The sequence below is a fragment of the Sphingobium sp. B11D3A genome, from assembly GCF_025961695.1.
Classification (GTDB): domain Bacteria; phylum Pseudomonadota; class Alphaproteobacteria; order Sphingomonadales; family Sphingomonadaceae; genus Sphingobium.
This window is the reverse complement of record NZ_JAOQOE010000001.1, coordinates 3,097,679-3,112,253: the sequence shown is the minus strand read 5'-3', so window position 1 is coordinate 3,112,253 and position 14,575 is coordinate 3,097,679. Positions and strand designations below refer to the sequence as shown.

The window sequence follows — 14,575 nt, the reverse complement described above, 5'->3', positions numbered from 1 at the left end:
TATGGCATGGACGCAGCCATGACAGAAGCCACCCCAGATGCGCAGGCGCCCACAAAGGCCAGCCGGGCCAAACGCCCGGCCGCGCGCAAGGCCAATGGGGCCGGCAAGGCCGAGGCGCCGCCACACGAACGGCCGCGAATCAACGCGCCCCGCGCGATTTCCGATCTCATGCCGGACATTGGCCGGGCCGCCTTCCGCAAATTTGGCTTCATCCAGTCGAGCATCGTCACGCGCTGGGCCGAGATTGTCGGCAAGCGCTATGCGGAGCTGACCAGCCCCGACTCGATCCGCTTCCCCACCGGCAAGCGCTCGGGCGGGACGCTGCAGCTGACGGTCGCCAGCGGCCATGCGCCGATGGTCCAACATATCGTGCCGGAGATCATCGAGCGGGTGAACCGCTTCTTCGGCTATGAGGCCGTCTCCCGCGTCGCCATCAAGCAGGGCCAGGTCATCCCGCGCGAGCCGGTGCATCGCCCGCCGCCCACCATGCTGCGCCCGATCCCCCAGGAGCTGGGCGAGGGCCTGCGCGAAGTGAGCGACCCGGAACTGCGCACCGTGCTCGAATCGATGGCGCGCAGCTTCTCCAACCCTGTGCGCCCACCCAAGATCAGCTAAGCCAAATCTCCACCACGGGACCATGCCCATGACCGTCATCTCGTCCGCTTCGTCCGTCTCCCGACAGATCGCCGCACTGGGTGCCCTGTGCCTTGCGGCGCTGACGCTTGCCCTCGCCCTGCTGCTGCCGGCCCCGGCCAGTGCGCAGCGCAGCGCGGCGCGCGACTGGAGCCAGATCGTAACGCTGGGTGCGAACGGCGCCTTCGTGGTCGGCAATCCGGCGGCGCCCACCAAGCTGGTCGAATATCTGAGCTACACCTGCTCGCATTGCGCGGATTTTCAGGCGACCGGAACGCCCGCGCTCAAGGCCCAGTGGATCCGGCGCGGTCTGGTCTCGCTGGAGCTGCGCAATTTCGTGCGCGATCCCTTCGACCTGACGGCGGCGCTGCTCGCGCGCTGCGGCGGCGCGACGCGGTTCGTTGGCAATCATGAGGCAATGTTCGCTGATTATCAGGCCTGGATGACCCGCGCGCAGAGCTTTGCCCAGGCGCAGGAAGGCAAGCCGCCGGCTGCCAATCGCGCCGCGCAGCTGACCGCCATTGCCGGGGGCACCGGCCTTGGCCCGCTCCTCGCCAAGCGCGGCCTGACGCCAGCGGCGCAGGGCAAGTGCCTGGCCGACGAGGCTATGCTCAAGACCGTACTCGGGCTGACCTCCAGCGCCGGCACCTTCAAGGAATTCACCGGCACGCCCTTCTTCCTGCTCAACGGCAAACCGCTGGAGAATGTGCATACGTGGGGCGCGCTGCGCCCCCTGCTGCCGCCATTGCCCGCGTCCGGCAAGTGAGCTAGACCGGCCCGCACAGCCACTTTCCGTCCCCCGATCGATGAGGCCCATCCGTCCCATGAAACGCCTTGCTACCGCCCCGCTCGCCCTCGCCCTGCTGGCTCTCGCTGCCTGCGGCTCTCAAGATGGCAATTCGAGCGCGCCCATCGGCAAGGTGGAAGGCAAGGCCGCCCCGGCGGGCACGACATGGGCGCAGCAGGTCGTCGCCACGCCCGAGGGCGGCATCCGCATGGGCAACCCGGATGCGCCGATCAAGATCATCGAGTTCGCATCCAACACCTGCCCGCACTGCGCGCACTTCTCCGAGGAATCCAAGGATGTGCTCGAGCGCGATTATGTGAACACGGGCAAGGTCAGCTTCGAGTTTCGCAACTTCGTGATGAACCCGCTGGACATCAGCATGGCGATGCTGGCCCGCTGCACCGGCCCGGAAGCCTTCTTCCCGCTGACCCACCAGTTCTTCGCCAATCAGCAGGCGATCATCGAGAAGCTGCAGTCCGCCGGCGAGGATGCGTATAAGAACGCGATGTCGGCCGCGCCGGATCAGCGCTTCCAGCGCATGGCCGAGGCCGCCGGGCTGATCGAGTTCGCCATGGAGCGCGGCGTGCCCGAGGCGAAGGCCCGCCAGTGCCTGGCCGACCCCAAGACGGCCGAAACGCTCGCCGCCAACGTGGAACGCGACACGGCGCAATATTCCATCACCGGCACGCCGAGCTTCATCATGAACGGCAGCAAGCTTGACAATGTGTCGACCTGGCCGCAGCTCGTCGAGCAGCTGAAGAACGCAGGCGCCTGATTGGCGAGGCTGGGGGGCCATAGCATCGGAGCGGGCGTCGGACGGCGCACCGCCTCGCAGGCTGGGTCAGTCCGGCTGGGCCGCCCTGCCCGCTAAACCATGCAGATTCGCCGCCTCAAGCTGACCGGTTTCAAGAGCTTCGTCGAGCCGACCGAGTTGCGGATCGAGCCGGGGCTGACCGGCATCGTCGGGCCGAATGGCTGCGGCAAATCCAATCTGCTGGAGGCGATCCGCTGGGTGATGGGCGAATCCAGCCCCAAATCCATGCGCGGCGGCGGCATGGACGATGTGATCTTCGCCGGCACCGCCACTCGCCCGGCCCGCGATTTTGCCGAAGTCGGCCTGTTCGCCAGCGTGCCGCCGGGCACCGTGCTGCCGGCGATCGACATGGGCAGCGATGGCGAGCTGGAAGTCATGCGGCGCATCGAGCGGGGCGCGGGCAGCGCCTATCGCGCCAACGGGCGGGACGTGCGCGCCAAGGATGTCGCATTGCTCTTCGCCGATGCTGCGACCGGTCCGCACAGCCCGGCACTGGTCAGCCAGGGCAAGATCGCCGCGGTCATCGCCGCCAAGCCAGCCGAACGCCGCGCGATGCTGGAAGAAGCGGCGGGCATCGCCGGCCTGCACGTGCGCCGCAAGGATGCCGAGCAGAAATTGCGCGCGAGCGCGGCCAATCTCGCCCGGCTGGATGAAATCCTTGCCGAGATGGACGTGCGCGCCAATGCGCTCCGTCGACAAGCGCGAGCCGCCGAGCGCTACACGGAATTGAGCGAAAAGATCGTGCTGGCCGAGGGACGCGTGTTCTTCGCCCGCCATCGCGAGGCCGCGACCGAAGCCGACCGCGCCGCGCAGGATGCCGAGAAGGCCGAGGCGCTGGTGCGGGTGGCGCAGGACGCGCAGCTGGGCGCCGCCGCTCATCAGCAGGCCGCCATCGAGACACTGGCACGCGCGCGCACGGCCGCCAACGAGGCCCGGGAGGCCGCGACCGAGGCCCGTTTCGCGCTGGAGCGGCTGACAGGCGAACGCGATACCCTGCTGCGCCGGATCGCCGAGCTGGAAGGCCAGCTCGCGCGTGTGAGCGAGGACCAGCAGCGCGAGGGCGCGCTTGCCGCCGATGCCGCCAATGCCATCGAGGCGCTGCAGGCCGAGGATGCGACACTCGCCGAGCGAATCAAGGGTGGCAAGGCAGCCCTCCCGGCCTTCGTCACGCGCCTCGCGGAGGCCGAAACCGCGAGCCGCGATGCCGAAGTCGCGCTGGCGCAGGCGATGGCGCGACTTGCCGAAGAACAGGCCGAGCGACGTGTCGCCGAGGCTGGGCTCAACGCCGCGCGGCAGAAGCTCGCCCGTGCCCGCAGCGAGGCCGAGCGGATAACCGCCACCCTCACCGCCCTGCCCGATGCGGCCCCACTGGCCGAGCGCCAACGCGCCGCCGAGCAGGCCAAGGCCGATGCTCTCACCGCCCGCACCGATGCCGAGGCGCGCATCGCTGCCGCCGCGCAGGCGCGCGAGACGCATACGCAGGCGGTCGCCGAGCAACAGCGCGCGCTCGCCGCCGCCCGCGCCACCGTCGCCGCGCTGGATAGCGAAGCCAAGGCACTGGCCCGCGGGCTGGAGACGCAGGGCAGCAGCGATCGCGCCATCGATGCGCTGCGCGTCGACCCCGGCTATGAGCACGCGCTCGCCGCCGCGCTGGGCGATGATCTGCAGGCCGCGCTCGGGGCGCAAGGTCTGGCCCGCTGGAGCGGCGCCGCTATCGATGCGCGCGACCCCGCTTTGCCGGATGGATGCGCGCCGCTCGCTGCCCATGTCCGCGCGCCCGAGGCGCTGGCGCGCCGTCTCGCCCAGATCGCCGTGGTCGAGCAGGATGACGGCCAGCCGCTTGCGGTGGGGCAGCGCCTTGTGACACGCGACGGGCAATTGCGGCGCTGGGATGGGTTCGTGGCGCAGGAGGGCGGCGGCGCGGCGGCCGAGCGGCTGATCCGCATCAACCGCCTTGCCGCGATCGAGCGGGAGCGGCCTGCCGTCGCCGCAACCGTCAGCGCGGCCGAGCAGGCCTTGGGGGCCGCCGAGGCATCGCTGCGCGCGGCCGGCACCGACGAGCGCGCTGCCCGCGAGGCGATGAGCGCTGCCGACACGGCCCTGCGCGGGGCGGAGCGCACGCTCGGCGAAGTGGCGACCGCACTGGAACGCCTTGCCGGACAGCGGGCGGACCTCGACCGGCGCCACCAGGAAGCCTCTGCCGATCTCACCACCGCCGAGCGCGAGCTGGAGAGCGCGCAGGCCGCCCATGATGCGCTCCCTGCTGGCGACGACACCGCCGCGCGTGTCGATCTGCTCAAGTCCGGCGCGGAACGGTGCCGGGCCGCGATCGGCCAGGTGCAGGCTGAGCGTGCCATGGCCGAGCGGGCCCTGGCTGCCGATGAGGAGCGCGTGAAGGCCATCCGCAGCGACGTGGCGGGCTGGAAGGCGCGCGCCGGCGATGCCGTGCGTCGCGTGGCCGAGATGAAGACCCGCGCCGAAGCGCAGGCCAGCGAACTGGACGGGCTGCGCGATCGGCCCGCAGGGCTGGCGACGGAACTCGATGCCTTGACGCAGGCCGCTCGCGACCATCACGCCGCTGTCGAGCGCAGCCGTAGCGAGGAAGCCGCCGCCGAGGCGACATTGACCGCCGCCGAGAAGGCGCTCGCCAATGCCAATGAGGCTCTCTCCACCGCCCGCGAGGCACGGGCCGGAGCGCAGGCGCGCGCCGAACATGCCGTCGCGCGCCGCCGGGAAATCGGCCAGACCTGCGGCGAGCGCTTCTCCTGCCCGCCGCCCGTGCTCCCGAGCAAGCTCGGCTTCGCGAGCGAGGAGGTCGTCGCCGCATCCGAAGAGCAGGCCCGCTATGACAAGCTGGTGCTGGACCGCGAGCGGATCGGCCCGGTCAATCTCGTCGCCGCCTCGGAACTGTCCGAGCTGGAGGAGACGCAGACCAGGAGCCGCGCCGAAAGCGAGGAACTCACCACCGCGATCAACCAGCTGCGCGGCTCCATCGGCCATCTCAATCGCGAGGGGCGGCAACGGCTGCTCGCGGCCTTCGAGGCTGTGAATGGCCATTTCCAGCGCCTGTTCAGCACGCTCTTCCAGGGCGGCAGCGCGCATCTGGAACTGATCGAGAGCGATGACCCGCTGGAAGCCGGCCTTGAAATCCTCGCCCAGCCGCCCGGCAAGCGGCTGACGACGCTGACGCTGCTTTCGGGTGGTGAGCAGGCTCTCACCGCAGTCGCGCTTATTTTCGGACTCTTTCTAACCAATCCGGCACCGATCTGCGTGTTGGACGAGGTCGATGCGCCGTTGGATGACGCCAATATCGAGCGCTTCTGCGGACTGTTGGAGCGGATGGTGCAGGATACCGCGACCCGCTATCTGATCGTGACGCACAACGCCGTCACCATGAGCCGGATGCACCGGCTGTTCGGGGTGACGATGATCGAGCAGGGTGTGAGCCGGCTGGTGTCGGTGGACTTGCAGGCGGCTGAGGATTTGCTGGCGGCGGAGTGAGCGACGCCGATGGCCGCACAAGAATAGGGCCGCCCTATCCCACTTCGTCACCCCGGACTTGATCCGGGGTCCAGCTTCTTGTGATGCGTTGGATTGGGGACTGTCAGAACGCGTTTGCGCCCCTAAGTCCAGAAGGTAGCGGGACCCCGGATCAAGTCCGGGGTGACGGGTAATGAACCGTGAGCGCCCTTAGGGCACCCTCGCCCTCAATGCGGCTCCTTGCTCACATCCACCTTTTCCACCCATTCCGGGTAGAAGCTCGGCTCGCGGCTCGACCAGCCCGCAGCCGTGGCGGCGGCTTCGCTGATCGACTGGAGCAGGGCCCGCCGACGTTCGGGGTGGAGGTGCGGCAGGCTGGCGGCGGCGCAGAAGGCGCCGGGCAGCCAGGGGCGCGACCCTGCGCCGATGAGACGCTCGTAGAGGAAGCGATAGGCCGAGAAGCTGTTCAACCGGTTCTGGCCAAGGTCAAAGGCGGAGACGGTGACCAGCGGTGCCATGAACGGCTCGACCTGATCCAGCCCGCTATCATCGGGCACCCGCGCCTTGATTTCGTCCAGCCGGCCATAGAGGCGGCTCTGCGCCTTGATGCTCGCCGCCTCGACCACGTCGCGCCCCCAGGTTTCCATGGGCGCACCGCGATGGAAGGCGACATCGAGAGAGCGGCGGATGTAACGCTGCGTTGCAGCCGGGAAGGAGGCGAACTCGCGCAGTTCCGCGAGGGTTACGACCCCGTCAGTCGGCTTGGAATGCTGACCCAATGCTGCCTCCATCATTTACGCCTTGGAGACTATGCCCTGCCTGGTTACCGGCAGCTTAAGCCTCCGTTGCGCAACGTTCACATGGAATCAGATTATCTTGTGCGACGCAACAGGAATTTTCCGGAGCGGCATTCAGTTTACCGAAAAATTCTGAAAGCCGTTGTAATTCTGTATCTATTTCGCGAAGCGTCAGCGGAACAAATGATGTTGCAGCGCAACATTTCACGAAGAATACCGAGTCCGGTCGCGGCACCCGCCAGCCACCGGCCTGTGTTTCTTTGCCCTCGTTCCCCCGATAGTAGCCGCTTGGCGCCACAAGGCAAGCAGACCGATGCGTGCGACGAATGCCCACGGCTGCGGGAAAGCTTGCAAATGGAGATCAGGCCGCTGCGGCACCCTTCGGCGAAATCGGGGGTGCAGTCCGGAACAGCTCGCCGAACGGATCGTCCTCGACCTCCGGTGCCGGCGCTTCACGCACGGTGGCGCGGCGCATGTCGCGGCGCTCGTTCCAGTCGAACTGGCCGCCCTTGTGGAACACGGCCAGATTGTCCCAGATCACCATGTCGCCGACGGCATAATCGACGCTGATGGCATATTGGTCCTGCGTCGCGAAATTGTTGAGATAATCGATCAGCTCGCGGCTCTCTTCCCAGCCCCAGCCGACGACGCGATAGCAATGCGCGCCGGCGTAGATCATCTTGCGACCCGAACCCTTGTGAACATGCACCAGCTTGTGGACTGGCCGGTGACGCGCCTCGATATCCTCGCGGCTGATTTCGGCGCCGCCCTGCTTGCGCGACCACCAGAGGCTGTGCTCGCATTCCAGATTTTCGATCTTGTCCTTCACGTCCTGCGGCAGGTCGTCATAAGCCGAGCGTGCATCGGCAAACCAGGTCGGCCCGCCCGACGGCGGCACTTCGACGGCGCGGAGCATGGAATAAGATGTGCGCAGGTCCATGAAGCTGCTGTCCGTGTGCCAGATCTGGTCACCCTTGCGATAGGTGGTGGCGCCGGGATCCCAATTGATCTCGCCCTGCGCATTCAGATTGCCGGCGTTGAACAGGAAGATGCGCGGGCGGCCCTCGCGGGGCGGCAGGCTCTCCAGATGGCCGAAATTGCGGGCGAAGGCGATCTGCCCCTCATCGTCCAGCCCGGTGTTCCGGTAGACGGTCACGCCCCAGCGATCCTGCTGAGCGATCAGCTCGGCGACCGTATCCGCATCCAGCGGCTTGCTGATGTCCACGCCAGAAATCTCGGCGCCGAAACGAGGGGTGATGGGTGTGGCCGTGATCGTCATCAGTCTATCCTGCTCCTGAGGAGGCCGATAGTAGCACAATCATTAGCATGGTCAAGTATTCGCCACGCTTGGAATGCGCCCTGCTTCGCCAGCCTCCCGTCACGGCGATAGCGCGTTACGCCTAGCTTTTCGAGGCTTTCATGCTGGCAAGAACCTCGCGCAGGGCGCTCAGCCCCGCCGGCTTGGGAAGCATCGGCCAATCCCTGGTGCCATCGCCCAGATAGCTGCTGTCCGGATAGCCGCTCATCACCACGAACGGGATTTTGCGCGCCTCCAGTTCCATCAGAACTGGCTCCGAGGTTTCGCCGCCCAGATTATAATCGACGATCGCACCGGTGATATTGCCGCTTTCCAGAGCTGTAATCGCCTGGCTCACTGTGGCGACGGGATAGACCTCATCCGCCCCCAATTCGCGCAACGTCAACTCAAGGTCGAGCGCGATAAGCATTTCATCTTCAAGCAAAAGAACATTCAGCATCCCCGGTTCCTCGAACATTCAACGAGAGGCGCCGGCCTGCCCCTGTTACTGACCCTTTGCGGCCCGTTTACTATCATGAACGCGGCTCTGCGGTGCCTCTATGCGCGGTGAGTTGATGGATGTCTGTTCACTTTTGAACATAGACGGGAACTGCGGCGGGGGCTGATCGTTATGCATCGCATGCACGACATCGTCTCGCCCGGCATCGATCATAACAATCTGGTGGCAGCGCTGAACCCTGCCGATCTGGCCCTTATGGCCAAAGTGGCGCGCGTCGTGCGCCTACCCACGGGCACGACCCTTTACGACCCCGGCGATACCGTGGTGGCCGCTTATTTCCCCCTTGGCGATGCGGTCGCGACTTTCCACGTGCTGATGGACGACGGCTCGTCGGTCGAGATCGCGATGGTCGGCCGTGAGGGCGCTGTGGGCGGCATCGTCAGCAGCGGGCGGCTGGCGGCTTACTCCCGGTCATGCGTGATGCATGGCGGCTATTTCGCCCGGTTCGATTCTGCGACGCTGGAGACGCTGAAAGCGAGTTCTCCCGCCATTCGCGATCTGCTCAGCCGCTATGCGGACTGTCTGCTCGCCCAGATTTTCCAGTCGGTCGCGTGTAACGCCGTCCACAGCCTGGAGATGCGGGCGGCCAAATGGCTGACGGCCGCTGTCGATCGCACCGGCAACAATCAGGTGATGATGACGCAGGAGGAATTCGGGTCCCTTCTCGGCATTGCGCGCAGCTATGCCAGCCGCCTGATCAAGAGCTTCAAGACCGACGGGCTCGTCCAGACCCGGCGCGGCTCGCTCGTCGTGCTGGATGCGGATCGGCTGCGTCAGCGCGCCTGTTCATGCAACGACATGGTGCGCACCCATTTCGATCACGTGCTGGCGGGCGTCTATCCGGACCCCGCCGAGCTTGAGCATCTGGTCCACGACGTCAGCCCCTAGCGTTTGCCAGGAGCCGTCGCGCGGGAGATGGCCTCCTACTTTCTGGTCTTCGGCGGAAGCGGCGCGCATTTGGTCTTGTCGCCAGCCAGACAGGCCGCGACATCCGCCTCCCACTTCGCCCGCGCCTCGGCGGCCTGCGCCTGTTCGGCGGCGATCTTCGCATCCCGTGCCGCCAGCGCGTCGCGATAGGTCTGTTCACGCGCGGCCTGCTCGTCGGCAATGGCCTTCTTCTGCGCTTCGAAATCGCTCATCTGCTGCGCTGCCAGCTTTGCCTGCTCGGCATGGAGCACACGCCGCTCTTCCTGCTCCTGCGGCGTGTCCTGCGCCAGCGCGACGGTGGCTGAAACCATCATGGTGCCTGCAAGGGTCGCCAGTCGTGCGTAACGTGCCAGGGTCATGTCGTTCTCCGTCGTCTGTCGGGCCGGGCATTCCACGCCACGGCCTGCTGGTACAATGATTAAGATCAAGACTCGATGCACGTGCAATCGCTCGAATGTCCGTCGGGCCATCTCGCATCTGGCCTCGGGCGATCCTATCTGTGCCTCTGGCTGAACCTTGCCGCTGGATTCCCTTCAGGAACAGAGATAGAACACCGCCCATGAGCCTTACCCATATTTCGGTGCGCGGCGCGCGCGAGCACAATCTCAAGGGCATTGACGTGGATCTGCCGCGCGATGCGCTGGTCGTCATCACGGGCCTCTCCGGCAGCGGCAAGTCGAGCCTCGCCTTCGACACCATCTATGCCGAGGGCCAGCGGCGCTATGTGGAGTCCCTCTCTGCTTATGCGCGCCAGTTCCTGGAGATGATGCAGAAGCCGGATGTCGAGCATATCGACGGCCTCTCGCCGGCCATCTCCATCGAGCAGAAGACCACAAGCCGCAACCCGCGCTCCACGGTCGCGACCGTGACCGAGATCTACGACTATATGCGCCTGCTGTGGGCGCGCGTGGGCGTGCCTTACTCCCCCGCCACCGGCCTGCCGATCAGCGCGCAGACGGTCAGCCAGATGGTCGACCGCGTGCTGGCGCTGCCGGAAGGGACGCGGGTCTATCTGCTCGCCCCGGTCGTGCGCGGCCGCAAGGGCGAGTATCGCAAGGAGCTGGCCGAGTGGCAGCGGGCCGGCTTCACCCGCGTGCGCATCGATGGCGAATTCTACCCCATCGAGGAAGCCCCCGCGCTCGACAAGAAGTACAAGCACGACATCGAGGTGGTGGTGGACCGCGTGGTGGTCCGCGAAGATATGGCGCAGCGGCTGGCGGAGAGCTTCGAGACCGCGCTCAAGCTGGCCGAGGGGCTGGCTTATGTGGATCTGGCTGAGGGGACGGTGGCGTCTCTCCTTAACCCCTCCCTTTCAAGGGAGGGGCAAGGGGTGGGTGCTGGAGATGGCGGCTCAATGCCGTCATCGGAAGTCACGGGCGCGACGCAGCAGCCCCACCCCAACCCCTCCCCTGAAGGGGAGGGGCTGAAAAAAGGCATGAAAAACGCCGGCATCCCGGCCAACCGCATCATCTTCAGCGAAAAATTCGCCTGCCCGGTCAGCGGCTTCACCATTCAGGAGATCGAGCCGCGCCTGTTCTCGTTCAACGCGCCGCAGGGCGCCTGCCCGGCCTGCGATGGTCTGGGCGAGAAGCTGGAGTTCGACGAGCAGCTCGTTGTCCCCAATGAGGCGCTGACGCTCAAAAAGGGCGCGATCGTGCCCTGGGCCAAGTCCAATCCGCCGAGCCCTTATTACATGCAGGTGCTCGCCTCCCTCGCCAAGGCCTTCGGCTTCAGCCTGGAGACGCCGTGGAGCGAGCTGCCGGGCGAGGTGCGCCTCATCATCCTGCACGGCACGGGCGGCAAGCCGGTCACCCTCACCTTCCAGGATGGGCGCAAGAGCTACAGCGTCTCCAAGCCGTTCGAGGGCGTCATCGGCAATCTGAACCGCCGGATGCTGCAGACGGACAGCGCCTGGATGCGCGAGGAGCTGGGCAAGTTCCAGACCGCGCAGCCCTGCGAGACCTGCGGCGGCGCGCGCCTAAAGCCCGAGGCGCTGGCCGTGAAGGTCGCGATGCAGGACATCGCCACCCCCACCCGCATGAGCGTGGTGGATGCGCTGGCCTGGTTCACTGCCCTGCCCCAGCAGCTGACCGACCAGCAGAACCAGATCGCCAAGGCCATCCTCAAGGAGATTATCGAGCGGCTCGGCTTCCTCAACAATGTCGGCCTCGATTATCTCAATCTGGACCGCACCAGCGGCACGCTCTCGGGCGGCGAGAGCCAGCGCATCCGCCTCGCCAGCCAGATCGGCTCGGGCCTCTCCGGCGTGCTCTATGTGCTGGATGAGCCGAGCATCGGCCTCCACCAGCGCGACAACGACATGCTGCTGGTGACGCTCAAGCGCCTGCGCGATCTCGGCAACACCGTCATCGTGGTGGAGCATGATGAGGACGCGATCCGCGCGGCCGACCATATCGTCGACATGGGGCCGGGCGCCGGCGTGCATGGCGGCGAGATCGTCGCGCAGGGCACGCTGGCCGATGTGCTGGCGACGCAGGGCTCGCTCACCGCCGATTATCTCAACGGCACGCGCGAAATCCCCGTCGCCGCCAAGCGCCGCAAGGGCAGCGGCAAGAAGCTGACCGTCAAAAATGCCCGTGCCAACAATCTCAAGGGCGTCAGCGCGTCCATCCCGCTCGGTACCTTCACCTGCATCACCGGCGTCTCCGGCTCGGGCAAGTCCAGCTTCACCATCGATACGCTCTATGCCGCCAGCGCCCGCGCGCTGAATGGCGCCCGCGTCATCGCCGGCGCGCATGACAAGATCGAGGGGCTGGAGCATCTCGACAAGGTGATCGACATCGATCAGTCGCCCATCGGCCGCACCCCGCGCTCCAACCCGGCGACCTATACCGGCGCTTTCACCAACATCCGCGACTGGTTCGCCGGCCTGCCGGAAAGCCAGGCGCGCGGCTACAAGCCCGGCCGCTTCTCCTTCAACGTGAAGGGCGGCCGCTGCGAGGCCTGCCAGGGCGATGGCGTCATCAAGATCGAGATGCACTTCCTGCCGGATGTCTACGTCACCTGCGAGGAATGCCACGGCAAGCGCTACAATCGCGAGACGCTGGAGGTGAAGTTCAAGGGCCACAGCATCGCTGACGTGCTGGACATGACGGTGGAAGACGCCGTCGAGTTCTTCAAGGCCGTGCCGCCGATCCGCGACCGCATGGCCATGCTCGCGGAAGTGGGCCTGGGCTATGTGAAGGTCGGCCAGCAGGCGACGACCCTCTCAGGCGGCGAGGCCCAGCGCGTGAAGCTCGCCAAGGAGCTGAGCCGCCGCGCCACCGGCAACACCCTCTACATTCTCGATGAGCCCACCACCGGCCTCCATTTCGAGGACGTGCGCAAACTGCTCGAAGTCCTCCACGCGCTGGTCGAACAGGGCAACAGTGTGGTGGTGATCGAGCATAATCTCGATGTCATCAAGACCGCCGACTGGATCATCGACCTGGGGCCGGAAGGCGGCGTGAAAGGCGGCGAGATCGTCGCGACCGGCACGCCCGAGCAGGTGGTGAAGGAGAAGCGGAGCTATACGGGGCGGTATCTGGCGCCGTTGCTGGGGAAGAAGGCTGTGAGTGAGGCGGCGGAGTGAATAACTGTTAAAATGCAGGAAAATCATCGCCTAGATCGTCAAGTGCTTCCGCCATCATCTCGCCTTTTGACTTCACTTTGAATTGGACCTTAAGTTTTTCAAACAAGGCAGACTGATTCTGAACAAGCCAAGAATGATAGATATCTTCAAACGGATCATTCATCCGACTTTTGATAGTTCCGAGCCACGTAGTATATTCACCTTTTGATAAGCATGAGGCTCCCAGCATCAAAGCTGGCTTCTCCCAATCACTCATCTCATCAAAACTTGTTTTCTTTTCGCGGAAGAAGGAGCGATCACCAAGCAAACCCAGCAACAGGAGCTTCTGGCGCCTCTCCAAGACAGATCCATTCAATCTTAAACGCTCCAAACGCGCCCGACTAATCGGTAGAGCTTGAGAAACGAAAAGATGCGCCACCCAAATTCTAGATAAAGTCATCTCAGAATAAGGGGGACCTTCCAGTACGGAAACCAACTTTTCAGCCAAATCGTCTGCAATTCCCTCTGCGCGTTGCGCTAACGACCCGAGGAAAAGACAGTAATCTCTAGGAAGATAATAAAGAAGCTCTGTAGTTCTATCTACTACTTTTAATCCGTCTTCTATTGACACCGCCCGTAATGCTTTCATTAAAACCTTTACTGCGGCATAATCAACGGCGTCAGACTTAATTAATTCAACGAGCTTGTCCACAAGCCTTTCCGGGTCTACATCCTCTATCTCTTCAATAGAAATATCTTCGTCATCGTAAACTTGCCTTATATATCTACTGATACTTACAAGTTCATCGTCGTTAAAAACATCGGATAGTTTTTTATCAATTTGCTTTACAGAATCCTCCGTTGTGTAAGTCCGAGTTTTGCTAGAGTTTAGAGAAAGCCCTTCCGTAAGCATGAGATGCTCGGCAAGTTTACACAACGTTGCATGGACTTGGCTTTGGTGATCGACCACAATTCGAAAATCGTCCACGAATCGAGTATACCCACTCGACCTTTCTACTATCATTCGATCAGTATCGTTAAGCAAACCTTCTGCTAACAATCTTGAGGCAGCGGTTCCCACCGGCAATCCGTATGATTGCCTTGCGCGGCTATACTTTATTATACCTTCGATTACTTTCCTTACTGAATTTGGCGCACCACAATCATCCATTATATGCTCAATACGATGGAAATATATTCGGGCGTAGAAATCAGAAATGTCCGTTTCGATGACATATTTAACGTCAGAGAATGGATCTGCTTCATCGCATATCGCTTTCACACGAAGGAGCCAATCGTGGAAGCTTGAAGACTCTGAGTATAATCTAGGCTCGTCCGCTTTATCAACGAAACGGTAAGAAAAAGGTCCGTTCTCGACAGGTAATCTAATCTCTTCAATCGAAGGGGCAATTTGAATCACCGCACTCGTATATAGCAATGTATCAGATGGATAAAGTTGATGCGCAATTCTAAATGACAACTCTCTCTTTGGGCTCAATATTTCTACACAACTTTTTGGTCGATATTGCCCGGTGTTAAGCCCACAGACAATTTCAGTGATTTTATCGGCGCATTCGTCATAAAATACGAATTCAAAAGGCGAGGGGAATATGTCCGTGTCCCCTAGCGAAGTCAGATGTAATAGAGCACGTCTAACTGCCGCTTCTTCCATGTTCCACCCCCACCACGGTCCACCACGCACGATCAAACCCTGTATCGACTGAATCAGTCAAGTCTATTTTCTTTCAA

General features: G+C 63.7%; 11 protein-coding genes. 6 read left to right on the top strand and 5 right to left on the bottom strand.

Annotated elements, in window-relative coordinates; genetic code table 11:
• The first annotated feature begins 18 nt into the window (after positions 1-18).
• From M2332_RS14520 to smc, 4 genes are all read left to right on the top strand, one after another.
• Positions 19-615 carry a DUF721 domain-containing protein gene (locus tag M2332_RS14520; RefSeq protein ID WP_413715963.1) on the top strand — a complete coding sequence of 199 codons (597 nt, stop codon included), beginning with the start codon at positions 19-21 and terminating at the stop codon, positions 613-615.
• Between the two features lie 28 nt (positions 616-643).
• Positions 644-1,399: a DsbA family protein gene (locus M2332_RS14515; protein WP_264574602.1), complete on the top strand. Its 756-nt coding sequence runs from the start codon at positions 644-646 to the stop codon at positions 1,397-1,399.
• A 58-nt stretch (positions 1,400-1,457) separates the two neighbouring features.
• Positions 1,458-2,195 carry a DsbA family protein gene (locus M2332_RS14510; RefSeq protein ID WP_264574601.1) on the top strand — a complete coding sequence of 246 codons (738 nt, stop codon included), beginning with the start codon at positions 1,458-1,460 and terminating at the stop codon, positions 2,193-2,195.
• Positions 2,196-2,294: 99 nt separating this feature from the next.
• Complete coding sequence (gene smc / locus M2332_RS14505) at positions 2,295-5,735, top strand: chromosome segregation protein SMC (protein WP_264574600.1); 3,441 nt, start codon at positions 2,295-2,297, stop codon at positions 5,733-5,735.
• Between the two features lie 206 nt (positions 5,736-5,941).
• On the opposite strand, the gene M2332_RS14500 is transcribed toward smc, so the two are convergent.
• The 3 genes from M2332_RS14500 to M2332_RS14490 form a co-directional block, all read right to left on the bottom strand.
• Entirely contained in the window at positions 5,942-6,505 is a 564-nt protein-coding gene (locus tag M2332_RS14500) for a hypothetical protein (protein WP_413715962.1), read from the bottom strand.
• Between the two features lie 367 nt (positions 6,506-6,872).
• On the bottom strand, positions 6,873-7,790 hold the full coding sequence (locus tag M2332_RS14495) for a TauD/TfdA dioxygenase family protein (RefSeq protein ID WP_264569616.1): 918 nt from the start codon (positions 7,788-7,790) through the stop codon (positions 6,873-6,875).
• A gap of 121 nt (positions 7,791-7,911) precedes the next feature.
• On the bottom strand, positions 7,912-8,286 hold the full coding sequence (locus M2332_RS14490) for a hypothetical protein (protein WP_264569615.1): 375 nt from the start codon (positions 8,284-8,286) through the stop codon (positions 7,912-7,914).
• Between the two features lie 162 nt (positions 8,287-8,448).
• On the opposite strand from M2332_RS14490, the gene M2332_RS14485 reads away from it, so the two are divergent.
• On the top strand, positions 8,449-9,216 hold the full coding sequence (locus tag M2332_RS14485) for a Crp/Fnr family transcriptional regulator (protein ID WP_264574598.1): 768 nt from the start codon (positions 8,449-8,451) through the stop codon (positions 9,214-9,216).
• A gap of 35 nt (positions 9,217-9,251) precedes the next feature.
• Here the strand turns inward: M2332_RS14485 and M2332_RS14480 are convergent, their stop codons facing one another.
• Entirely contained in the window at positions 9,252-9,614 is a 363-nt protein-coding gene (locus M2332_RS14480) for a hypothetical protein (RefSeq protein WP_264569613.1), read from the bottom strand.
• A 200-nt stretch (positions 9,615-9,814) separates the two neighbouring features.
• Here M2332_RS14480 and uvrA point away from each other — a divergent pair, with 200 nt between their 5' ends.
• On the top strand, positions 9,815-12,847 hold the full coding sequence (uvrA, locus tag M2332_RS14475; protein WP_181558887.1) for an excinuclease ABC subunit UvrA: 3,033 nt from the start codon (positions 9,815-9,817) through the stop codon (positions 12,845-12,847).
• Positions 12,848-12,854: 7 nt separating this feature from the next.
• Here the strand turns inward: uvrA and M2332_RS14470 are convergent, their stop codons facing one another.
• Entirely contained in the window at positions 12,855-14,498 is a 1,644-nt protein-coding gene (locus tag M2332_RS14470; RefSeq protein WP_264574597.1) for an RNA-directed DNA polymerase, read from the bottom strand.
• Positions 14,499-14,575 lie beyond the last annotated feature (77 nt).

Excerpts from the sequence above, each read along its gene's own strand:
- M2332_RS14500 (WP_413715962.1), bottom strand. The coding sequence starts at position 6,505 with ATGGAGGCAGCATTGGGTCAGCATTCCAAGCCGACTGACGGGGTCGTA.
- uvrA (WP_181558887.1), top strand. The coding sequence starts at position 9,815 with ATGAGCCTTACCCATATTTCGGTGCGCGGCGCGCGCGAGCACAATCTC.
- M2332_RS14480 (WP_264569613.1), bottom strand. The coding sequence starts at position 9,614 with ATGACCCTGGCACGTTACGCACGACTGGCGACCCTTGCAGGCACCATG.
- smc (WP_264574600.1), top strand. The coding sequence starts at position 2,295 with ATGCAGATTCGCCGCCTCAAGCTGACCGGTTTCAAGAGCTTCGTCGAG.
- M2332_RS14470 (WP_264574597.1), bottom strand. The coding sequence starts at position 14,498 with ATGGAAGAAGCGGCAGTTAGACGTGCTCTATTACATCTGACTTCGCTA.
- M2332_RS14495 (WP_264569616.1), bottom strand. The coding sequence starts at position 7,790 with ATGACGATCACGGCCACACCCATCACCCCTCGTTTCGGCGCCGAGATT.
- M2332_RS14515 (WP_264574602.1), top strand. The coding sequence starts at position 644 with ATGACCGTCATCTCGTCCGCTTCGTCCGTCTCCCGACAGATCGCCGCA.
- M2332_RS14520 (WP_413715963.1), top strand. The coding sequence starts at position 19 with ATGACAGAAGCCACCCCAGATGCGCAGGCGCCCACAAAGGCCAGCCGG.
- M2332_RS14490 (WP_264569615.1), bottom strand. The coding sequence starts at position 8,286 with ATGTTCGAGGAACCGGGGATGCTGAATGTTCTTTTGCTTGAAGATGAA.
- M2332_RS14510 (WP_264574601.1), top strand. The coding sequence starts at position 1,458 with ATGAAACGCCTTGCTACCGCCCCGCTCGCCCTCGCCCTGCTGGCTCTC.
- M2332_RS14485 (WP_264574598.1), top strand. The coding sequence starts at position 8,449 with ATGCACGACATCGTCTCGCCCGGCATCGATCATAACAATCTGGTGGCA.